This window comes from Allomuricauda sp. ANG21 (assembly GCF_040705235.1).
GTDB lineage: Bacteria > Bacteroidota > Bacteroidia > Flavobacteriales > Flavobacteriaceae > Flagellimonas > Flagellimonas marina.
Genome location: NZ_JBFCVT010000002.1, coordinates 119,658 through 142,142 on the forward strand (window position 1 = coordinate 119,658; position 22,485 = coordinate 142,142).

20 protein-coding genes are annotated in these 22,485 nt (G+C 41.4%); 6 read left to right on the forward strand and 14 right to left on the reverse strand.

Annotated elements, in window-relative coordinates; genetic code table 11:
• Positions 1–46: 46 nt before the first annotated feature.
• Entirely contained in the window at positions 47–481 is a 435-nt protein-coding gene (locus AB1A65_RS02840; RefSeq protein WP_366585440.1) for a hypothetical protein, read from the forward strand.
• Here the strand turns inward: AB1A65_RS02840 and gldD are convergent, their stop codons facing one another.
• The 4 genes from gldD to mutY are packed head-to-tail and all read right to left on the reverse strand — an operon-like array spanning position 482 to position 3,903.
• Entirely contained in the window at positions 482–1,039 is a 558-nt protein-coding gene (gldD, locus tag AB1A65_RS02845) for a gliding motility lipoprotein GldD (RefSeq protein ID WP_366585442.1), read from the reverse strand.
• The gene (locus AB1A65_RS02850; RefSeq protein WP_366585444.1) at positions 1,029–2,339 is read right to left on the reverse strand and encodes a gliding motility-associated protein GldE; all 1,311 of its coding nucleotides are present in this window, start codon (positions 2,337–2,339) and stop codon (positions 1,029–1,031) included. The genes gldD and AB1A65_RS02850 overlap by 11 nt, the downstream gene beginning before the upstream one ends.
• A gap of 23 nt (positions 2,340–2,362) precedes the next feature.
• Entirely contained in the window at positions 2,363–2,842 is a 480-nt protein-coding gene (gene ssb, locus AB1A65_RS02855) for a single-stranded DNA-binding protein (RefSeq protein WP_366585446.1), read from the reverse strand.
• A 23-nt stretch (positions 2,843–2,865) separates the two neighbouring features.
• Positions 2,866–3,903, reverse strand: coding sequence for an A/G-specific adenine glycosylase (gene mutY, locus AB1A65_RS02860; RefSeq protein ID WP_366585448.1), 1,038 nt, complete (start codon positions 3,901–3,903; stop codon positions 2,866–2,868).
• 123 nt (positions 3,904–4,026) lie between these two features.
• Here mutY and AB1A65_RS02865 point away from each other — a divergent pair, with 123 nt between their 5' ends.
• From AB1A65_RS02865 to AB1A65_RS02875, 3 genes are all read left to right on the forward strand, one after another.
• Positions 4,027–4,317 (forward strand): HU family DNA-binding protein, encoded by a 291-nt coding sequence (locus tag AB1A65_RS02865; protein WP_036380395.1) that lies wholly within the window; start codon positions 4,027–4,029, stop codon positions 4,315–4,317.
• Positions 4,318–4,591: 274 nt separating this feature from the next.
• Positions 4,592–6,142: a ribonuclease E/G gene (locus AB1A65_RS02870; RefSeq protein WP_366585450.1), complete on the forward strand. Its 1,551-nt coding sequence runs from the start codon at positions 4,592–4,594 to the stop codon at positions 6,140–6,142.
• Between the two features lie 53 nt (positions 6,143–6,195).
• Positions 6,196–6,666, forward strand: a complete 471-nt coding sequence (locus AB1A65_RS02875; RefSeq protein ID WP_366585452.1) for a regulatory protein RecX — start codon at positions 6,196–6,198, stop codon at positions 6,664–6,666.
• On the opposite strand, the gene AB1A65_RS02880 is transcribed toward AB1A65_RS02875, so the two are convergent.
• The 4 genes from AB1A65_RS02880 to bioA all read right to left on the reverse strand — a co-directional run bounded on the left by AB1A65_RS02880 (position 6,667) and on the right by bioA (position 11,239).
• A complete protein-coding gene (locus AB1A65_RS02880; RefSeq protein WP_366585454.1) occupies positions 6,667–7,536 on the reverse strand; it encodes a cupin-like domain-containing protein in 870 nt (289 codons plus the stop codon).
• Positions 7,537–7,595: 59 nt separating this feature from the next.
• A complete protein-coding gene (bioB, locus tag AB1A65_RS02885; RefSeq protein WP_366585456.1) occupies positions 7,596–8,696 on the reverse strand; it encodes a biotin synthase BioB in 1,101 nt (366 codons plus the stop codon).
• A gap of 83 nt (positions 8,697–8,779) precedes the next feature.
• A complete protein-coding gene (locus AB1A65_RS02890) occupies positions 8,780–9,943 on the reverse strand; it encodes a beta-ketoacyl synthase N-terminal-like domain-containing protein (RefSeq protein ID WP_366585458.1) in 1,164 nt (387 codons plus the stop codon).
• A 9-nt stretch (positions 9,944–9,952) separates the two neighbouring features.
• Positions 9,953–11,239 carry an adenosylmethionine--8-amino-7-oxononanoate transaminase gene (gene bioA / locus AB1A65_RS02895; RefSeq protein ID WP_366585460.1) on the reverse strand — a complete coding sequence of 429 codons (1,287 nt, stop codon included), beginning with the start codon at positions 11,237–11,239 and terminating at the stop codon, positions 9,953–9,955.
• A gap of 62 nt (positions 11,240–11,301) precedes the next feature.
• On the opposite strand from bioA, the gene AB1A65_RS02900 reads away from it, so the two are divergent.
• On the forward strand, positions 11,302–12,786 hold the full coding sequence (locus tag AB1A65_RS02900; protein WP_366585462.1) for a glycosyltransferase family 39 protein: 1,485 nt from the start codon (positions 11,302–11,304) through the stop codon (positions 12,784–12,786).
• On the opposite strand, the gene bioD is transcribed toward AB1A65_RS02900, so the two are convergent.
• Together bioD and AB1A65_RS02910 are read right to left on the reverse strand one after the other, a co-directional pair.
• On the reverse strand, positions 12,778–13,392 hold the full coding sequence (gene bioD / locus AB1A65_RS02905; RefSeq protein WP_366585464.1) for a dethiobiotin synthase: 615 nt from the start codon (positions 13,390–13,392) through the stop codon (positions 12,778–12,780). The two genes, AB1A65_RS02900 and bioD, sit on opposite strands and share 9 nt — an antisense overlap.
• A gap of 370 nt (positions 13,393–13,762) precedes the next feature.
• Positions 13,763–14,911 carry a pyridoxal phosphate-dependent aminotransferase family protein gene (locus AB1A65_RS02910; protein WP_366585466.1) on the reverse strand — a complete coding sequence of 383 codons (1,149 nt, stop codon included), beginning with the start codon at positions 14,909–14,911 and terminating at the stop codon, positions 13,763–13,765.
• Between the two features lie 87 nt (positions 14,912–14,998).
• On the opposite strand from AB1A65_RS02910, the gene AB1A65_RS02915 reads away from it, so the two are divergent.
• Positions 14,999–15,529 (forward strand): GNAT family N-acetyltransferase, encoded by a 531-nt coding sequence (locus AB1A65_RS02915; RefSeq protein WP_366585468.1) that lies wholly within the window; start codon positions 14,999–15,001, stop codon positions 15,527–15,529.
• A gap of 47 nt (positions 15,530–15,576) precedes the next feature.
• On the opposite strand, the gene AB1A65_RS02920 is transcribed toward AB1A65_RS02915, so the two are convergent.
• The 4 genes from AB1A65_RS02920 to glmS all read right to left on the reverse strand — a co-directional run bounded on the left by AB1A65_RS02920 (position 15,577) and on the right by glmS (position 22,426).
• Positions 15,577–15,855: a F0F1 ATP synthase subunit epsilon gene (locus tag AB1A65_RS02920; RefSeq protein WP_366585470.1), complete on the reverse strand. Its 279-nt coding sequence runs from the start codon at positions 15,853–15,855 to the stop codon at positions 15,577–15,579.
• 79 nt (positions 15,856–15,934) lie between these two features.
• A complete protein-coding gene (gene atpD, locus AB1A65_RS02925) occupies positions 15,935–17,443 on the reverse strand; it encodes a F0F1 ATP synthase subunit beta (RefSeq protein ID WP_366585472.1) in 1,509 nt (502 codons plus the stop codon).
• A gap of 163 nt (positions 17,444–17,606) precedes the next feature.
• On the reverse strand, positions 17,607–20,369 hold the full coding sequence (locus AB1A65_RS02930) for a TonB-dependent receptor (protein ID WP_366585474.1): 2,763 nt from the start codon (positions 20,367–20,369) through the stop codon (positions 17,607–17,609).
• Positions 20,370–20,578: 209 nt separating this feature from the next.
• On the reverse strand, positions 20,579–22,426 hold the full coding sequence (gene glmS / locus AB1A65_RS02935) for a glutamine--fructose-6-phosphate transaminase (isomerizing) (protein WP_366585476.1): 1,848 nt from the start codon (positions 22,424–22,426) through the stop codon (positions 20,579–20,581).
• Between the last annotated feature and the right edge of the window lie 59 nt (positions 22,427–22,485).

Here is a 22,485-nt window from a genome sequence, read left to right on the forward strand (position 1 = left end):
AAAATGCCTCGTAGGAATATAGTATTTTTGAAAAAAGACCAACGATATGAAAACAATACTTTCAATATGTATCAGCACTATCATTCTTATAACTCTTTCTTGCAAACAAGAAAAAAAAGCCTCTGACGGCCCATCCCAAATGGAACAGGTTATGACTGTACATGACGAGGTAATGCCTAAAATGGGGACTATCGGCAAATTGGTCGGTGAGCTGAAAACCAAGGTAGATACCACTGAAACCGGACAACAGTACGCCACTGCCATGAAAGATTTACAGGATGCACATGCTTCCATGATGGATTGGATGCAAAACTTTGGCAACCGTTTTGATCATGAAGAAATTCTCCAAGGCAAGGAGCTTTCTGAGCAAAAACAACAATGGCTGGATGAAGAGGAAGAAAAAGTGAATGCCCTTAAATCACAAATCAATGGTAGTATTGAAAGGGCTGAGGCACTACTTGCAAAAGACTCCGTGCAATAATCACTTTTTCCACCGCAAGGTTTCCATAATCCTACGGATGTCATTTTGTAGGTACATGGCGGCTGGGAGAATGGAATCGTAATTAGGCTTGGCATAAAAATAGAGCGACCCAGTAACAAAGTGTTCGGTGCTATCGGTTACATAAAATTGGGATTGGGAAGCTGCATTTCCACTTACTTCATAAAACATTCCGTAGACACCATCCTCAGGGTTCACAAAGGGCTGATCAATGATGTTGTCCGCCTTCCGAACATGCTCATAGGAGAGTTTTTGCGCATCAATCAATAAGGTGTCCAAATTACCATTTACGGGTTTATAGGTAAGATAAACGGAACCCTTCATCATGGGATAATCCAAAACCAAGGAGCAATCTTGGTTCTCCTTAATGGTGGAAAGCACGTTTTGATCAAACGTATACGGGCAGTCAATGTTGGATTCGGCATAATCTGCCTTTGGATAGTCCAATCGAAGCATGGCCTTTGGTTTAGGCTGAACATCATCTTTACACCCAAGCGTAAAAATCATTAGTACAAGAAAGATAAGGGGGCTATGCTTCATGGGGCAAGGTTACTTTTATGCGTTTTAATCTTTTCTTGTCCAAATTTTCCACGATGAATTGATAGTCATTGAAAAATACCTTCTCTCCTCGTTTGGGAAAACCGCCAGAAATCTCCAACACAAATCCGGCAATGGTTTCTGACTCACCTTTTTTCGACTCAAACTCTTCTTCATTTTCAATCTTTACCACCCGGTAGAAATCTTTAAGTGCCGTTTTTCCATCAAAAACGTAATTGTAGTCGTCCAATTTTGAGAAAACAAGGTCTTCATCATCAAATTCATCACTGATATCCCCCACAATTTCCTCAATGATATCTTCCAAAGTCACAATTCCAGAGGTTCCTCCATATTCGTCCACAACCACCGCCAAATGGTTTTTCTTATCCTGAAATTCCAACAATAGATCATCCAATTTTTTGTTCTCCGGCACAAAATAGGGCTCCCGAATCAAGGACATCCAATTGAAAGTTTTACGATCTATATACGGCAATAGATCTTTCACATAAAGTACACCAAGTACATTATCCATATTTTCAGAGAAAACAGGAATTCGGGAATACCCATTTTTTTTGATTTCCTGAAGCACTTCCGGGAATTTCATTTTCTCGTTCAGTGCAAAAATATCAATACGGGGCCGCATGACCTGTTTGGTATCGGTGTTCCCAAAGGTTACAATTCCTTCCAATATTCGCTGCTCTTCCCTTGTGGTATCTCCTTCGGAGGCCAATTCCAAAGCCTGCGATAAATGGTTGACGCTAAAACTGGATTTCTGTTTTCCCAACTTATCTTCCAAAAATAAGGTTGCAGAGCGCATGGGAGCACTTAGTGGGGTAAACAAAAAATTCAACCCTTTTAGGGGCAAGGCCATAAAATGGGAAAATTGCACCCGGTTTCTATTCGCGTAAATCTTTGGGAGAATCTCCCCGAACATTAAGATCAAGAAAGTAGCAACAACAACTTCAAGCAAAAAACGCCATGTTCCATCAATCTCTGCAAAAATGGTATTTCCAATGGAACTGAACAGTAATACAATACCAATATTGATGGCATTGTTGGTAATAAGTATGGTGGCAAGAAGTTTTTTGGGCTTTTCCAACAATTCAACAATAAGTTTACCTCGGGAAGTATCCCTTTCCTGCATCTCGTTTAAATCAGTTTGGGATAGGCCAAAAAGAGCAACCTCAGCGGCCGAAATCAACGCTGATCCGCACAATAGAAGCAAAAGCACAACTATTTTTAAGGTGAAGATACCACCAGTCGCTGCAAAGAAAAACACCAAACAATGGGGCTCAGGGTCCAAATTATATTGCTTTAAGCTTGTATTTAAAAGGGTAGATCGTCATCCTCTTCGGTATCGTCAATCGGCACCTCGGGTGCATTTGGTTTGGTAGGGTTATTCTGAGTTTGATTGCCAGAAGACTGCTGTGCATTGGCCATACCTAGCTGTCCACTAGCTTGGCTTTCGTTCTTGGTGGTCAAAAAGGTAAAGTCCTGTACATGTACCTCCGTAGTGTACCTCATATTGCCATCCTCACCTTGCCATTGTCTATTTTTTAGTCTTCCTTCCACATAGACCTTATCTCCCTTGCTCAGATATTTTTCACAAATTTCCGCGGCCTTGTTCCGTACAACAATATTGTGCCAATCCGTATTGGTGACCTTCTCCCCTGTCTGCCTATTGGTATAGGTTTCATTAGTGGCCAAAGGAAATCGAGCAATGCAGTTCCCTCCTTCAAAATAGTGGATTTTCACTTCGTCTCCCAAATGCCCGATCAGCATTACTTTATTCAATGTTCCGCTCATACGTCTTTAATTAGTCAAAAGTACTAAAATTTAAATTTTTTAATGAAATCCGCAATCAAAACTGGAACGGGATAGGCCATTATTTTCTTCCATGGTGTACCTTCTTCCAACACATCATCTGTTTTTAGAATCCAGAACTTCGTATATAAATGCTGATGGGAGAGTTTATGTATGATGGGTTCGGTGTTAAACAAGGAAAGGGATTCCGTATTGGGAAAATCAGTTTTGCAGGTCAATTCGCCCTCCATCTCGTCGGTTTGAAGCTCCTTTTCTGATTCCAACAATGGAAATTGATACAGATTTTGCCATATTCCCCGACCTTTCCGTTGCTCCATTAGCGTGTTTTCTTGCTCATCCAGAAACACCAAATAATTGAAATGACGCTCTTTAATCTTGGTCTTGTTGAGTTTTACGGGAAGCACATCAACTTTGTTTTCCTTTAGCGCAACACAACCATCTTGCAATGGACATAACAGGCAATACGGTTTCTTGGGCGCACATTGAATAGCCCCAAACTCCATAATGCCTTGGTTATAGTCTCGTACATTTTTGGTTTCCATAACCTCTCTGGCCAACTCTTTAAAGTATTTAGTGCCCTCGGTGCTATTAATGGGCAGCTCCACTCCAAAGTATCTTGCAAGCACGCGATACACATTTCCATCGACCACAGGTTCTGGCACATCAAAACAGATGGATGCAATAGCGCTTGCCGTATAATCGCCAACACCTTTTAAAGATTTTAACCCTTCATACGTAGTTGGAAACTCCCCATTAAAATCTTCAACAATCATTTTAGCAGTGGCATGAAGATTCCTTGCCCGCGAATAATACCCCAGTCCCTGCCAGAGCTTTAAAACTTTTTCCTCTGAGGCATCGGCCAAATCATGAACTGAAGGAAAAGCTTCCAAAAACCTATGGTAGTAAGGCATTCCCTGTACTACTCTTGTCTGTTGCAGGATGATTTCAGATAGCCAAATCTTGTAGGGATCACGGGTAGAACGCCAAGGCAGTTCCCGCTTATTTATGTGGTACCAGTCTAAAATTTTCTCAGAAAAAGACATCTAGAAAAATACTATTGCCAAAATGAATGAGTTTATATACTTAAAATTAAAGGCTTTAAACAAAAGATTAATTTTAATTTTTATATTTGCAAGCCGAAAAAATAAGAAAAATAATCAAGAGAAATGACGAAAGCAGATATTGTAACTAGAATCTCAGAAAAACTAGGAATTGAAAAAGGAGACGTACAAGCAACAGTGGAATCTTTTATGGAGGAGGTTAAGTCTTCCTTGGAAAACGGAGACAACGTTTATTTAAGAGGTTTTGGAAGCTTTATCATCAAGACAAGAGCCGAAAAAACAGGTAGGAACATTTCAAAAAACACTACCATTAAAATCCCCGCGCACAATATTCCTGCCTTTAAACCAGCAAAAGTGTTTGTTGAAGGCGTTAAGAGCAACGTACAAGTAAAATAGAAATAACTAACACAAAAGGAGAAGTACTATGCCGAGTGGTAAAAAAAGAAAAAGACATAAGGTAGCTACCCACAAGCGTAAAAAACGCAGGAGAGCTAACCGACACAAGAAAAAGTAGTTGTTAGCCAACTACTTTTTCATTTTGTATTTACACGTTCTTTGACATAGAGATTCAAGAAACGAATTTCAGTCGGTTTGAAATAGAACCGATTCTATATATTGTTTAATCATTTATCCCAAAAATTGGTATGGGATAAATACAAAATCGATTCAGGTGAATAGAGAATTAATTGTTAGATCTAGTCCTGAAGCAGTCGATTTTGCCTTACTCAAGGATGGAAAACTTATAGAATTACACAAAGAAGAGGACAACAACAACTTTTCCGTAGGGGATATCTTCCTAGCCAAGATACGTAAACCCGTTACAGGCCTAAACGCGGCATTTGTCAACGTAGGTTATGAAAAAGATGCGTTCCTGCACTATCATGACCTTGGTCCGCAACTGTCCTCCATGTTAAAATTCATCAAAAAAGTTAGAACAGGGAAGTTAAAAGACTATGCCCTTAAAGATTTTCCATTTGAAAAAGATATAGACAAGAATGGCAGCATCAATGATGTTATCAAAGCCAATCAGTCATTATTGGTACAAATTGTAAAGGAACCCATTTCCACCAAGGGGCCAAGAATCAGCTCAGAACTTTCCATTGCTGGGCGATATTTGGTAATGGTGCCTTTTTCAGACCGGGTCTCGGTGTCGCAAAAGATAGCGAGCAAGGAAGAAAAGGACAGGCTCATACGACTAGTAAAGAGCATAAAACCCAAAGGATTTGGAGTCATTATCCGTACCGTAGCAGAAGGCAAAAAAGTTGCAGAACTAGACAAAGATCTTCAGAACTTGTTTTCCAAATGGATAACAATGTGCAAGAAATTGCAAAGAGCACCTCATCCCTCCAAAGTATTAATAGAGCTCAATAGAGCCTCTTCCATTTTAAGGGATGTCTTCAACGATTCCTTTACGGGAATCCATGTTGATGAGGAAACGCTCTACAACCAAATCAAGGATTATTTGCACGAAATAGCACCCGAAAAAGAATCCATTGTAAAGTTATACACCGGTTCAGCTCCCATTTTTGAAAAGTTCGGGATTGAGCGTCAAATAAAGACCTCATTCGGACGTACGGCTTCCATGAGCCGCGGGGCATATCTTGTTATTGAACATACCGAAGCACTTCACGTTATTGATGTGAACAGTGGTAACCGTTCCAACAAGGCCAAGAACCAAGAAGATACCGCCTTAGAGGTAAACCTGCTCGCCGCAACAGAAATTGCACGGCAATTGCGTTTGCGCGACATGGGTGGAATCATCGTAATAGATTTTATAGACATGACCCGAGGTGAACACAGAAGAAAGCTGTTTGATCACCTACGGAACGAAATGAAGGACGATAGGGCAAAACACAAGATTTTGCCGCCCAGTAAATTTGGACTTGTACAAATTACAAGACAACGGGTACGTCCGGAAATGAACATCAAGACCAGCGAGGAAAATCCCAACGGCACAGGTGCCGAGGTGGAAGCTCCAATTGTCTTGATCGATCACATCCAAGCAGATTTAGAGCGAATCCTAAAAGGTGACCACAAAAACAACGGAATTGTATTGAATATACACCCGTTCATTGCGGCCTATATTACCAAAGGATTTCCCTCAATCCGTTCCAAGTGGTTTAAGACCTATAAAAAATGGATCAAGGTACAACCTAGGGATGCCTACAAATATCTTGAGTACCGTTTTAAGGATAAAGACGGTAAAACAATACGACCATAACAAGAAGCGACTCCAGAAATGGGGTCGCTTTTTTGTTTTATGTACATTTGAATATGCTGCATACCAAAAGTTACACCCTATCTGAAGCCACAAAAAAAATGGAGCATTATTGTGCCTACCAAGAGCGTTGCCATGTTGAGGTGGTTGAAAAATTAAAGGCCATGCGCATGATTCCCGAAGCCATTGACCAAATTGTGACCCACTTGATCCGAGAAAATTATTTGAACGAGGAACGCTTTGCCCGAAGTTTTGCCCGAGGGAAATTCAAAATTAAAAAGTGGGGCAAGCAACGTATCGTAAGAGAATTAAAGCAGCGCCAGATTTCAGTATTTAACGTTAAGTCTGCCCTAGCAGAAATACCCGATGAAGATTACCACGACACCTTGGATGAGCTTGCCAAAAAAAGATTGGACCAAATCAAGGAACCAAACATCCAAAAAAGAAAGAAAAAATTAGCGGACTATTTGCTATATCGAGGCTGGGAAAGCCATTTGGTCTACGAAAAGCTTCAAGAATTGATTTAACTATTTCTGAGCCAATAGTCTTTCGGTACGAACAACTGCCTCCTCATTCTTCCAATCAATCCACTTCTGACCCTTTAGCCTTCGCATTAAATTATCAAAATGCCGCATAAAAAAGATGTTATAGACTGCTTTTCCAAAATTTTTGGGTTTTCGGGCTATGGCTCTCAGACTCATTGAAAATCCTGGGGTAACATACTTCATATGGTGCCAATACCCTTCGGGTATATAAAGCACATTTCCATGTTCCAACTGGGCCACGTGTCCCTTGGCATGTTTTAAGGCCGGCCATTTGTCCAAATCTGGGGCATCAAAATCTATATCTTCCCTTGTAATCAAAGAATGTGGAATCTTATAAAGGAACTTTGTTTCCGATTGGGAAAAGAGGATGCACTGCTTTTTTCCTTCAAAGTGAAAATGGAAAATATTGGCCAAATCAATATCGTAATGCATGAAAGTGTGCGAATTACTTCCGCCAAAAAACAACATGGGCAGGCCTTTCATCAAGGGCAGGCCAAAATCCGGGTATGAAAAATCCTTTTGCAGTTGGGGTACTTCCTTCAACACATTCCACAGAAAAATTCGGTATTTGGTGGGCTTGCTTTTTAGCAGGTCGATGTACTCCCGCATCTTCATTTTAGCATGGGGCTCATTGAATCCCTCATCGTGCTTTACTGGACGATCGTCATACAGGGGAACTTCCTTTTCACCTGCAACATCCTTCATATAGTCCAAACTCCATTTGGAATAAGCGGGCCAATCCTCAATAAAGCGTTCTATAACAACTGGCTTTTGAGGTTTGAAGTACTTTTGGATAAACTCCTTCTTGGAAAGGGTCTCCTCCCTGGGAATTTGTTCAAGGTTTAGTTTCAAGATTTCAATGAGTTTGAAACTACTAAATTAGTAAAAAGGTTTTATAAAATATTGAAACCTTATTCCTTGGAGACCAACCCTTTTTTTTGCTTGGCCGCTTCATTTCGGTCGATGGTATGTCCTGGTCTGGACCATTTGGGTTTTTCTCCCAAAGGCTGAAATTGTGACTCGGCGGCTTCAACAGTCTGTGGTTGTGGCGCTTTTACAAAGGCTTTCTGCGGATTCAAGCCCAATTGTTTAAACATGGCCATATCCTCGTTTACATCTGGATTTGGAGTCGTCAATAATTTATCGCCAGCAAAAATGGAATTGGCGCCAGCAAAAAAGCACATGGCTTGGCCCTCTCTACTCATTTCTGTCCTTCCTGCGGATAAGCGAACTTGGGTTTTTGGCATCACAATTCGAGTAGTGGCCACCATGCGAATCATTTCCCAGATTTCCACAGGTTTTTGTTCTTCCATAGGTGTGCCCTCAACCGCCACCAAAGCGTTTATCGGCACCGATTCCGGTTGCGGATTTAAGGTGGAAAGTGCCACCAACATCCCCGCGCGGTCTTCCTCAGATTCACCCATTCCAATAATTCCACCACTGCAAACGGTTACGTTGGTCTTCCGAACATTCTCAATGGTCTGAAGTCGGTCTTCATAACCACGAGTAGAAATGACCTCTTTGTAATATTCCTCTGAAGTATCCAAATTATGGTTATAGGCATATAATCCAGCTTCGGCCAAACGTTTGGCCTGATTCTCGGTAACCATCCCCAAGGTACAGCACACTTCCATATCCAGTTTGTTGATGGTACGGACCATGTCCAACACCTGATCAAACTCAGGGCCATCCTTTACATTTCTCCAAGCAGCTCCCATGCAGACACGGGAACTTCCAGAAGCCTTGGCACGCAGGGCTTGGGCCTTTACTTGCTGAACGGTCATTAAATCATTGCCCTCAATATCCGTGTGGTAACGCGCAGCTTGTGGACAATACCCACAATCTTCTGGGCACCCTCCGGTTTTTATGGAAAGCAAGGTCGACACCTGAACCGTATTCGGATCATGGTATTGCCTATGAACGGTAGCCGCTTCATACAGCAATTCCATCAATGGTTTGTTGTAAATTTCCAGAATTTCTTTCTTGGTCCAGTTATGTTTTGTACTACTCATAATACTCGGAATCTGATTCAAAAATAAGGCATTCTTTAGTATTAAAACCAAGAATGGACAGATTTAGAAATAGTCTTTTAGTATTACTTTGTAGATTTTAGCAGAATGGTCACGGCATTTCCGCCAAAGCCCACAGCATTTACCAGTACCGTTTCCACTTTATTTTGTTCTCCCTTATTTTGATAAAATGGTGTTGGAATGTAGTGTTGATGTTGCAACATTAAAACGGCCAATTCCAAGCTCAATAAGCCTGATGCACCAAAGGTGTGACCCACTTTCCATTTGTTGGTGGTCAAGAAAGGTACGTTTGTGCCAAATACTTTTTTGATGGCGTTGAACTCGGTCAAATCGCCTTTGATGGTTCCTGGGGCGTGCATAACGATGGCATCTACCTGATTTAGACCAGCACTTTTAAGGGCCATTTTCATGGAATCTTGAAAACATTGGGCATCCGTGGAAATTGATACACTGTGCTCCAAAGGTTCTGTTGCATAACCTATACCCGCAACCAAAGCCAAAGCATCGGTTTTTATTCCTTTTTCCAAACAAGCCAATCCCGCGGCTTCACCTAAAACCATGGTATTTTGGTTCTTTTCCAAATCCATGGCTTTACAAGGATACGCATCCATTTCCCTTGAATAGATTTTCAAGGCCTGCATTTGTGCAATGGTAAACGGTGTCAGTGGCGCTTCGCTTCCGCCGACTAAAAATTGGTCTGTCAATCCACTTTGAATCCAAGCCACAGCATTTAACAATCCATGCAGCGCAGTGGAACAGGTAATGGAGTGTGATATTTCAGGTCCTTTTGATTTTAAGTCGTGCGCCACCCAAGACGAAATATTGCCCAAGGTGGTAGTTGGCGAGGCGAGCGTAGACGTTTTTCCTTGCTCTAAAAATTCTTGATGGTACTTTTCAAAAAGGGATGTGGCTCCCCGAGATGATCCAATGTTAACCCCAAAATTGGAGCCTGACTTCCACCCTGCCTTTTTAATCACCTTGCGGGACACATAAATCGCAAACAAAACGGTGTCATCCAAATCATTGTACTTAGGGTCGGATTGCCGAAGTGTTTCAATTGCTTTTTTGATTTCTTCCGATAGTGAAGATGCCCAGACGTGTTGTTTTCCAACTTCAGTTTTTGTAAAATGGTGGTTTTTATCAAAATAGGAATTCCAAACTTCTTCCGTACCATCTCCCAATGAAGAGATGGATGACAATGCGGTAATGGAAATGGGTTCTTTTAACATAAATTCAATTTATACCAAATCCAAGGCCGACTTGATAGCCCCATAAATCCGTTGCATTTGCTTCTTGGTTGTTATGAAAGGCGCCAAAATGTAGATGGTATGCCCCAAAGGTCTCAGGAACACCCCTTGCTCCATAAAATGATTGAAGAGTTTGTTTCGTAAATTACCATAACGCTCCATTTGCACCTTTAAATCCAAGGCATAAATGACCCCCAGTTGCCGTGTATTGGCTACTTTGGGGTGGTTTTTTATTTCCGCATCAAATTTTTGATGCCACTGAATGCTATTTTGAATCCCGGTCTGAATTTCATCCGTTTGGAGGAGTTCCAGTGCTGCCAAGGCCGCCGTGCACGCCAACGGATTGGCGGTATACGTATGCCCATGGAACAAGCCTTTGGCTATATCATCACTATAAAAGGCCATATAAACTTCTTCTGTACAAGTAGTAAGCCCCATGGGAATCAGGCCAGCTGTCAACGCTTTCGAGAGACACATGATGTCTGGCTTGGTCTGCACATAGTCTGATGCAAAATACTTTCCTGTTTTGCCAAATCCGGTCATTACCTCATCGGCTATCAGGAGTACACCGTGTTCCTTTAAAAATGCGAGAATTTTATCCAAGCCATCTGAATCGTGTATTTTCATGGCTGCAGCGCCTTGAACCAAAGGTTCATAAATAAATCCAGCAATATTGTTCTTTTCCAAGCGCCTTTCAAGAAACGTCAAAATCTGATTGATATTTGTTTCTGTGGGCACAGGAATGCGCTCAACCTCAATAAAAAAATCCGCAAAGGGACCGTTATATACCGATAGCCCCGAAACCGACATCGCTCCAAAGGTGTCTCCGTGGAACCCTTCCTCAAAAGCCAATAAAACATTTCGTTTTTCGCCTTTATTATGATGGTACTGCAAAGCCATTTTTATGCCAACCTCCGTGGCCGTGGAACCATTATCTGAAAAGAAAAGCTTTTCCTGATTCTTGGGCAGAATTTTGATAAGTTCTTCGGACAACCGAACCGCAGGTTCATGGGTAAACCCACTGAACACCACCTGGTCCAAATGTTGCATCTGTTCCGAAACCTTTTTCAAAATATAAGGATTGCAATGGCCGTACATACAGGTGTACCATGATGAAATGCCATCCACGTACTCCTTTCCATCCTCATCAAAAAGTAAGGCTCCCTTAGCTTTTGAAATACCCAACATATCTGGACTCACCTTGTGCTGGGTCAACGGGTGCCAAAGGTGTTTTTTGTCCCTATCCGATAATTTTTCCAACGCTACTGTCTTACGCAAAACCCTTAATTTATCTATATTGCAAAGATGACAATTAATAGCCAAAAAACTTAATCCGGAACGTGTTTACTAAAATCAACTCGCTTACTTCTCCAAGATATGAAGGCTTTGACTGGAAGGCGGTTTTCTTGATTTTGTTTTTGGCGGCCCTTTTTATTCGTTTCCCTTTTTTCTTCCGGGATTATGTAGATCGGGACGAAAGCACCTTTATTATTATGGGGCAATCTTGGGTAAATGGTCATTTACCATACACCCAACTTTGGGATTTAAAACCTCCGGTTACGTTTTTCTTCTTTGCCCTCGTCATAAAATTATTCGGAAAAAGTTTTATTGCCATTCGGTTGTTCGGGACTTTGCTTGTGGCATTGACTGCCTTGTTTACGTTCGGAATTGCATCCAAAATAACCTCTAAAAAAGTAGCGTTCTGGACTTCAGTATTCTGTGTCTTTTTTCAAAGTCTTTTTGGGAGTTTGCAAGGCGTAATGTCCGAACATATCTGTACTTTCTTCTTTATAGTGGGACTCTTTATTTTGTTTTGGAAGCATGATGCCAAATGGTTTTTTACTGCAGGTCTTCTTTTTGGACTTTCGGTCATGACCAAACTGAACATGGTTTACCCTGTATTGTTTTTGGGCATCTATTTTTTATGGGAAGGATTCCATAAAAAGCAAATCGGGGCCAACCTTAAGAATTTAATTTTTATGGGGGTAGGATTTGTAGTTACCATTGCATTAACGGCATTGCCCTATTATCTACAGAACAGTACCGCATTGTGGTGGGAATCTATTTTTAAAGCACCACTGGCTTATTCAACAGGGAAGTTTCATTCGCCAATGAAAACTTTACCATTTCTAATTGTGATTTTGGGATTGCTCATCACTGGGTTTATGACCAAAATAATTGACTGGAAAAACCGGGAACTGCAAATTTTGACCTTCATTGTGGTTGGGGTTTTACTATCGTTCATGCAAGCGGGAAAAGTAAATGGACATTACTTGATTCAGCTGTATCCTTTTATTTTGATACCCATTGGAATGGGAATTTCCAAAATTCCTGTCTTAACGAAAAAGTGGAGGCCCGTGATTATAGTATTGCTTCTATTAATTCCGATGGAATCCTATCTGGAATACGCCAATATTATTTCCAACAAAGCCCAAAAGGGTTCCTTTTTTAATGGAGAGGGCATTGATGTCCCCAACTATATCACTTCCCATAATCTGGAAACTGAAAACATTTTTTTTACGGAGTACCATATTGGGTATTGGCTACTGAATGAAAGTCCTCCAACCAAAGCAGCTACGCACCCCAGCAATATTACCCGTGAAGAGCTTTTCCCTTACATGCAAAATCCAAGGAAAACGGGAATGGAAGAATTGCGGTATATTATGGAAGTGATTCGGCCCAAGACCTTGGTGGCTAGAAAAAATAAGGAAATTTTTGATAAAAAACTACTAGAGTACAATGCCTATATCGATGCCCATCTCATGGAACATTACGCATTGGTGGGTACTGTGGGAAGGGGGCTGATTTACCAACGACTAGAATGATTCCAAAGCAAGTTTTAATTGCTCCGCATATTTTCGGATTACTTCCTTGTTGAAATTCGGCTCCTCATTGATTCTTCCCAAAAAAGCAACTCTAGATTTTTTTAAGATGATTTCCTCGGTGGTTGGGTGTTCGTCACCACTAAAAATAATTCCCACTTTTACATCCTTTTTCCTGAGCTTCTCCAAAGTCAAAAGGGTGTGGTTAATGCTTCCCAGATAATGCCGGGAGACCACAATTACTTTGTAATCGGGTTGGATAAGATCAAAAATAGTATCGGTGTCATTTAAGGGCACCAACAACCCACCTGCCCCTTCAATGACCAAATGGTTATTCGTTTCTGGGGGAACAATTTTTTCCAAGTCAATGGTTATTCCGTCAATATCAGCCGCGGCATGCGGGCTCATTGGGGTTTGCAACGCATAACTATTGGGGTGGATTACGGTTTTGGTGTTAGAAATATAGCTTTCAATTTTATGGCTATCCGAATTGCCCAAATCCCCAGCTTGGACAGGCTTCCAATAATCGGCGTGGAGCGCTTCCACCACAATGGCAGAAGCCACCGTTTTTCCTACTTCAGTTGAAATTCCAGTTACAAATAGCTTCATAATATCGGTCTTGTGATAAAATTGCATTGCATGCATCTGTATTTAGTCGATTCAAAAAATGGAAACAATTTGAAGAAAAGTCCTTTTCTAGAATAATAGGTCTCTGATTTTGTGGCTTTGCAATTAGGGCAAACAATCAGGTTGCCATGCTTGTCCCTCGCATAGTTTTTAACCTCCTCATATACGCGTAGTGCTTCATCCTTTTGAGACAGATAGACTTGGAGCCGAATCCTTGAATAGCTTGTGGCGGTATGGTAATTAAGGTTTTCTTCCCAAATAAAAGCCGGTATACCCTCAGACTCAAGCTTTGCTTTGGCGATTTGGGCGTCGGACTCCAGAAAAAATGAGTCAAGAGTGTAAAATTCCTTTTTCACTGAAGTTCATTTTTTAGCGTATTCAAAACTCGTGAAATTTCCTCTTTTGTATTGAAGGCATGTAAACAAAATCGCAAGCGTTCCTCCCCTTCTTTTACCGTTGGGGAAAGAATAGGCCTAACATCAAAGCCTTCAAGTTGTAATTGAGCTGAAATTGATTTCACTTTAGAATTCCCTGAAATTATGGCACATTGGATCGCGGAGTCACTTTTGATATATATAGCTGCTATTCCCAATTCTTCCACTTGTTGTTTGAAATAGTCAATATTCTGTTGAAGTTGCTGGCATTTTTCACTTCCTACATCTTTTAGATATTGATACGAAACCAAAAGATTTGCAATTGTGTGGGGAGGCAAAGCGGTGGTATACATTAAGCTTCTAGCAAAATTGACTAGATAGTTTTTTAACGCTTCACTTCCCAAAATAGCCGCTCCGTGGCACCCCAAAGCTTTTCCAAACGTAATGATTCGGGCAAAAACCTGTTCCTCCAACCCTAATTGACATGTCAAGTCCCTTCCTTCCCCAAAAATTCCAGTGGCGTGGGCCTCGTCAACAATCAAATGGCAACCATTATCCGAACAAAAATTGGCCAAAGCTTGCAAATCTGGAGAATCACCATCCATGGAAAAAACCGACTCTGTAACAACATAAATTTCGTATTCGCTCTCTACATTTCGACTCCGCTCAATGTGACGGCTTAAATCACCAATGTTATTATGGGCAAATTTGTAGCTTTTGGCATGTCCCAGTTGTATCCCATCCCGAATGCTGGCATGTACCAGTTCATCATATAGAACAATGTCTCCACGCTGTGGCACGGAAGAGAAAAATCCAACATTGGCATCATAGCCAGAATTAAATACCAACGCTGATTCCGATTTGTGGTGCTTTTTCAAAAAATTTTCCAATTCAACATATAAAGAATGATTTCCCGAGAGCAATCTTGAGCCTGTGGCCCCACTTTTTTGAGGCTTGATTGTCAGATAATTGGAAATTTCTTTGGACAGGTCTTGGTTTCGGGCAAAGCCCAAATAATCGTTAGAGGAAAAATCTACCAATCCCTCAACAGATGATAGGCTTCGTAAGGCATCGTTCACCAATCGTGCAGATAGTTTCTGCCGTAATTTTCTGGGCAATTTCTCCATATCGCAAATGTAGCACTTACTGTTTTTAAACCGTATCTTGGTTCTTCAGAAACCTTGCTAAAAATACCTAAGTCTCAATACTTCTGGATGATTTACTACAAACAAGCCTCCAGCGATCAAGAATTGGAACAAATTCTATCGCTACAGCAAAAAAACCTCATCAAGAGTCTATCGCACGAAGAACAGGAGAAAGAAGGCTTTGTAACCGTAGAACATTCCCTAGAAATCCTAAAAGCCATGAACGACGAATGTGGCCACATCATTGCGGTTGAAAATGGGGATGTGGTTGGTTATGCACTATGCATGCATCCCATTTTTGGCGATTCCATTGAAGTATTACGACCCATGTTCGCCGAAATCAACAAGGTGATGCCCGAAAAAAATAATTATATGGTCATGGGCCAGATTTGTGTGGCCAAGAGTCATAGGGGCAAGGGTATTTTTAGAAACCTATACCTAACCATGAAAAACCGATTGCCCGAAGGTTTCGACGCTATTATTACGGAAGTAGACGAAAAAAACAAAAGGTCGCTTGCAGCACATGCTGCTGTTGGGTTTAAAACCTTAAAGGTGTATAAATCCGGAGGAAAGAAGTGGCACCTTATTATTTTGGAATAAAAAAGCCACTCAAATTGAGCGGCTTTTTATAACTGAATTCATTTATTTTAGTCGGCCAAGACAATTACTTTATTGTCTTTCATCTCCACTGTACCGCTGGTAATGGCAAGTATGGTCTCTCCATCGTTTCCTTTGGAAAATTTGCTTTGAAAAGCTTCCTCAATTGCAAGATTACCTTTCACTTTTACTTTACCTTCTTGAAGCAAAGAAACTATGGGTGCGTGGTTTTCCAACATTTGAAACTCCCCGTTCACGCCAGGGACGGTAACCGAGGTTACTTCTCCTGCGAAAAGAGTGGCTTCTGGTGATACTATTTCTAAATACATGTTTTCTCTAGTCATTCCCGTGAAAGCGGGAATCTTTTGTAATTAATGATGCTTCGACTTCGCTCAGCACTCGCTTCGGCTATGCCTCAGCGAGCATTTTCTCTCCAGCCTCAATGGCCTCTTCTATGGTTCCTTTAAGGTTAAAGGCAGATTCTGGCAAGTGATCTAATTCACCGTCCATAATCATGTTGAATCCTTTAATCGTGTCCTTAATATCTACCAGAACTCCAGGGATACCGGTAAACTGCTCAGCTACGTGGAAGGGTTGGGATAAGAAACGTTGTACACGTCTTGCTCTACCTACCGCTAATTTATCTTCTTCTGAAAGTTCTTCCATACCCAAGATGGCTATGATATCTTGAAGCTCCTTATAGCGTTGCAATAACTCTTTTACGCGTTGCGCACATGCGTAATGTTCTTTACCCAAAATTTCGGGAGTTAAAATCCTAGAAGTAGAATCCAAAGGATCCACCGCAGGATAAATACCCAACTCAGCAATTTTACGTGAAAGTACAGTAGTAGCATCCAAGTGGGCAAATGTTGTCGCTGGTGCAGGATCCGTTAAGTCATCCGCAGGAACGTAAACCGCCTGTACAGATGTAATGGAACCTCTTTTTGTTGATGTAATTCGTTCCTGCATGGCCCCCATCTCTGTTGCCAGAGTTGGTTGGTACCCTACCGCGGAAGGCATACGACCCAAAAGCGCGGATACCTCAGAACCTGCTTGTGTAAATCGGAAGATGTTGTCCACAAAGAAAAGTACGTCTTTTCCTTGTCCGTCTCCTGCCCCATCACGGAAATATTCGGCAATGGTCAATCCAGACAATGCCACTCGGGCACGAGCACCCGGAGGTTCATTCATCTGACCGAACACGAAAGTAGCCTTTGATTCCTTCATCGCTTTTTTGTCCACTTTGGACAAATCCCAACCGCCTTCTTCCATAGAATGCAAGAAATCGTCTCCATATTTAATAATACCAGACTCCAACATCTCACGAAGCAAATCGTTTCCTTCACGGGTACGTTCACCTACACCGGCAAATACTGAAAGTCCACCGTGTCCTTTTGCGATGTTGTTAATCAATTCCTGAATCAATACGGTCTTTCCTACACCAGCACCACCGAACAATCCAATTTTACCACCTTTTGCGTAAGGCTCAATAAGGTCGATTACTTTAATACCTGTAAAAAGCACTTCTGTTGAAGTGGAAAGATCTTCAAATTTTGGCGCTTCCCTGTGGATAGGAAGTCCATTGTCTCCAGCTTTAGGAAGGTTTTCCATACCATCAATGGCATCACCTATTACATTGAAAAGTCGTCCATACACCTCTTCTCCAATAGGCATTTGAATTGGGTTTCCGGTAGCAACTACATCTACACCCCTGCTCAATCCGTCAGTAGAATCCATGGAAATGGTTCGTACCGTATTTTCTCCAACGTGGGATTGTACTTCCAATACCAATTTGGAGCCATCGGCTTTTGCAATTTCCAGGGAATCGTAAATTCTTGGAATTTCTACTCCTGATTCAAACTCAACATCAATGACCGGGCCAATAATCTGGGCAACCTTACCTGTAACTTTAGACATTACTGTGTTTATTTTTAATTGAATACACGAAAAAAACTGGTTTTTTTCCGGCTGCAAAGATATGCTTTTTCCTTTTTTAATAAGAAACTAAATTCCTCTTTTTTTACCAAGAAAAAAGGCACTGGGAAAATCAGTGCCTTTGTTACTTAGTTGTTTAGTTTTATTATGGATTGATGGTCCAAGATACATAGTAAATGGAACCTATATTTCCAGTACCTACTGCCGTGAAGTATTCATCTCCCAAAATATTGGAGCCACCAACCTTAAATATGGATTTAAGGCTAGGTACAGCATAGTTTATCTGAGCATCCAACACCGTAAAGGCCGGAATTTGACCATCTGCAAAGGAAGCTTCCCAGAAATAACTGTCACTCCATCTATAGTTTACATTAAAGCCAAAATTCTCAAAAAGCGCCGTATTCCCAAATGACGCCTTGACCTTATGTTTTGGAGTGTTAAAGTTGGTTCTAAAATCTGTCAACCTACCTTCATCGATATCCAGTTCGGCAAATGTGTAATTGACCCCCAGATCAAAGTTGCCCAATTTGGTGTCCACACCTACCGTTGCACCGTAGGAGTTGATGTCCTCATCTGAATTGGTATAGGTTTGATATACTTGGAAGTCTCCATTCTGAATGGCCAATAAAGACAATCCTCCATCCCCAGCTTCACCATAAAATGGCACAGCGGTAGTGGTATTGGCCAAGAAATTCTTGTAACTGTTATAATACCCACTCATGTCAATGGTAAACTTCCCTACTTGGGCTCTATATCCTACCTCATAAGCCGTAATTTCTTCAGGTTGTACTAAAGGTGTGTTTACGGCCTCAGGTGCTCCAGCTTGTAGCGAACTGGTGGAAAAGGCATTCTCATAAGCTGCCCGACCCACAATCTCCACGGTGGCTGGCTGACCCAAATTATCCTGCGCCGCTTGACTTACATTAAACGTTCGTACATCACGATCCAAATTCGCAGGGGCAGAACCCACCAAAATAGCTCGACCGGCATTCAAACCAATGAACAAATCTTGTGTGGTTGGGTTTCTAAAACCTTGTTGCACTGATACCCGAATGTTATGGTTTCTTTCTTCTCCCAAGGTATAGGCCAAGGAGAGTCTTGGAGAAACAAATCCATCGAAGAATTCGTTTTTATCATAACGGGCAGAACCTGTAAACTTCAATCGTTCATCTAAAAATTTCTTTTGAACTTGAAGATAGGCACCATATTCATTATAGGTAATTGGGCCATCAATATCGGTAAAGATGGTTCCGTTGGAATTTAATTCGTATTCCCTAAACGATCCACCGATTTGTATATCTGCCCAATTATCAATCAAGTGGGCCAGATTATAGTTACCGTTAACATGACGAAATTTGGTCCTGTCGATAAACTTTGCTCCCGTGGTCAAGTCACCATCATTTGTAACCCTATTGAATGCACTTTGGAATTCTGGCGTTCCAGGCACCAACCTTCCAGTGTCTGCAGCTTGTCTTCCTGCAATGTGCGCTTGGGTGGAAGCTTGTTCAGGGGTTAACCCTCCTTGTTGAATCCCTCCAAGGTAGGTAGGGATATAGGTGCTTGCATAGTCTGTGAACCATTGTGTGTCCGACTTCCATGCCCTATTTATATTGATGGCCGCAAAACGGGTATCATAAGCATCTCCTGAATTTTCGGAAACAATGTATCCTCTAAGGAAGAAATTATTGTTTTTGATTTCAACTTTGTGCTGTTGCATGGTAAATCCTGCAACGGCATAGCGGTTGGCACCCTGATATATGGTAGTACCTCTACCTATTCTACTGTTAAAGATGACCTCCAAGTCATTACCAAAAGGTCTATAGTGCAATGCAAAATCGGATTTGACACTTTCCGCATTGTAATTGGCCAAGTCGGCCTCATCATACCCCGTTCTGGAAACAACTGCCGACCCAACAGTTCCGGTAGGCAACCCGGCCGCAGCGTCAAAATTCAGGGTTGTTGAAACTTCATCTCCATAGACGTTTAATCCGTCGTACGCCGGATTGGAACGGTCGGCACCTGGGTTGTTTAAATCTATAGTTCTGTTGGCATGCCAATCCTCACCGGTTAGTACAGATAAATTCGCTTTTACGGCCAATTTATCATTGAAAGCGTGTGCTGCACGTATGCCAAAATCCTTATAAAAATGGCTTCCTGCAGCTTCTTGAACGGTATATCCGCCTTTGGCATAGGCACTTATCCCTTGAAAATCGAACGGATTTTTACTCGACATGAACAAGATACCGTTGAAGGCCCCTGCTCCATACAGTGCAGAGGAAGCTCCTGGCAGTATTTCCACGCTTTGTACATCCAATTCGGACATCCCCACCAAGTTACCGAGTACAAAGTTTAGACCCGGCGCGGTGTTGTCCATTCCATCTACCAATTGTAAGAAACGGTTATTGGCGAATGTGGCAAAACCTCTTGTGTTAATGGATTGAAAAGTTAAACTGTTGGTGTTGATATCTACACCCTTTAAATTTTGAAGACCGCCGTAAAATGATTCAGCGGTAGTGTTCTTTATTTCCCTGAGTCCAAATCTTTCCACGGAAACGGGAGACTCAAAAATACGTTCCGGGGTTCTTGAAGCAGAAATCACAATCTCATCCAGCAAGGTATTGGCTTCGGATAGGGTTATGGTAAGTGTCTGGTTGTTAGAAGTGACATTGGCCACAAAATCTGAAAATCCAATACTGGTAAATCGAAGTTGAAATGGGGGCTGTTCCGAAGTATTGAAGGTGAAATTTCCATCAAAGTCAGTAGTGGTTCCTTCTGCTTTTCCCACTAAGACCACATTGGCACCAGGTATGGGCTCATTGTTATCATCAACTACCTTACCCTGGATGGTTGTTTGCGCATAGGACACAACTCCAAACATCATCAGGGCAATGAATAAAAGTCTTCTCATCAGCTTTGAATTAGAGTTAAATAAGTTTTAAGTATCTGTTAAGCATTGGAGGTGGAAGATACATTTTTTTTTATTTGATTTCCACAAATATGAAAAAAATTATGCATGCATAATACTTTTTTCGTAAAATTTAGATGCTATATCTATGCATTTAATAAAAAAGGCACCCAAATGGATGCCTTTCTCTAGTAATTTAATAATGTTAAAAGTTACTCCACGGTAACTGATTTAGCCAAATTTCTGGGCTGATCTACATTGCATCCCCGCATTACAGCGATGTGGTACGACAGCAATTGTAGTGGTATGGTGGTTAAAAGCGGCGATAACCCTTCTGAAGTTTCCGGGACTTCAATAACGTGGTCCGCCAGTTCTTTTACCGTTTCGTCGCCTTCAGTGACTACGGCTATTATTCGTCCGTTTCTGGACTTGATTTCCTGGATATTGCTGACCACCTTTTCGTAATGCCCTTTTTTGGTAGCTATTACAATGACTGGCATTTGTTCGTCTATCAAAGCGATTGGCCCATGCTTCATTTCAGCGGCAGGATACCCTTCGGCATGGATATAACTGATTTCCTTCAGCTTTAAAGCACCTTCCAGTGCGACGGGAAAATTATAGCCCCTTCCCAAATACAAACAGTTAGTGGAATCCTTATATATTTCCGAAATCTGCTCTACGATTGAGTTGGATTGTAACGTCTTTTCAACTTTTGAGGGAATACTCTCCAATTCTGTCAGATACTCATGATATTTTGATTGGGAGAATGTTCCCTTTTCATGGGCCAGTTTTAAGGCGATCAGGGTGAGTACCGTAATCTGTGTTGTGAATGCCTTTGTTGAAGCTACTCCAATTTCCGGTCCAGCATGGGTATAGGCCCCAGCATCTGTTTCCCTAGCAATTGAGGATCCCACAACATTGCAAACTCCAAAAACAAAAGCACCTCTTTCCTTTGCCAACTTAATGGCTGCCAAGGTATCCGCGGTTTCTCCAGATTGGGATATCGCAATCAACACATCATTTTCTGTGATTACCGGGTTTCTATATCTGAATTCGGAGGCATACTCCACTTCAACAGGGATTCTGGCCAGGTCCTCAAAAATATATTCGGCCACAAGGCCCGCATGCCATGATGTTCCGCAGGCAACTATAATAATTCTATTGGCGTTAAGGAATTTCTCCAAATTTTGATCAATCCCTGCCATTTTAATAATGCCTTGGTCTGCTAGCAGTCGACCTCTGTAGGTATCCAAAATGGCCCTTGGCTGCTCATAGATTTCCTTCAGCATAAAATGCTCATATCCTCCTTTTTCAATTTCTTCAAGGTTTAACTGAAGCTCAAGAATATTGGGGTAGGCAATGGCATCATCCTTAATTTTTCTCAATTTTATTTCCTTCCCAATACGAACAATGGCCATTTCTTCGTCTTCCAGATAAACGGCATTGTTGGTGAATTCAATAAACGGGGAGGCGTCTGAAGCAATAAAATATTCATTTTCACCAATTCCAATGGCCAACGGGCTACCTAATTTGGCCACCACAATTTCATCAGGTTTGTTTCGGTCAAAAACCGCAATGGCATAGGCTCCAACAACTTGGTTCAATGCAATTTGAACCGCTTTGCCTAGTTTAACACCCTCTTTATTTTTAATTTCCTCTATTAGGTTGACCAAAACTTCAGTATCAGTGTCCGAATGAAATGTATATCCTCTTTTGATCAACTCTTTTTTAATGGACTCATAGTTTTCTATGATGCCATTGTGAATAATGACCAAATCACCTGAGTTTGAGTAATGTGGGTGTGAGTTTATATCATTTGGAACACCATGGGTTGCCCAGCGTGTATGTCCGAGACCTAATTTTCCTTCAGTGGATATTGTATTCTCAGCCTTGTTCTTTAAGTCTTCAACCTTGCCCTTTGTTTTGGACAAACTTGTGTCTTCTCCATTGAAAAGTACGATGCCGGCACTGTCATACCCTCTATACTCAAGTCTTTGAAGACCTTTTATTATGATGGGATAGGCATCTCTATGACCTATATACCCTACTATTCCACACATAAGCTAGATATTTAATGAAAGGTTGTTGTTGGGTTTTGGCTCGTAAAATTATAATCTTA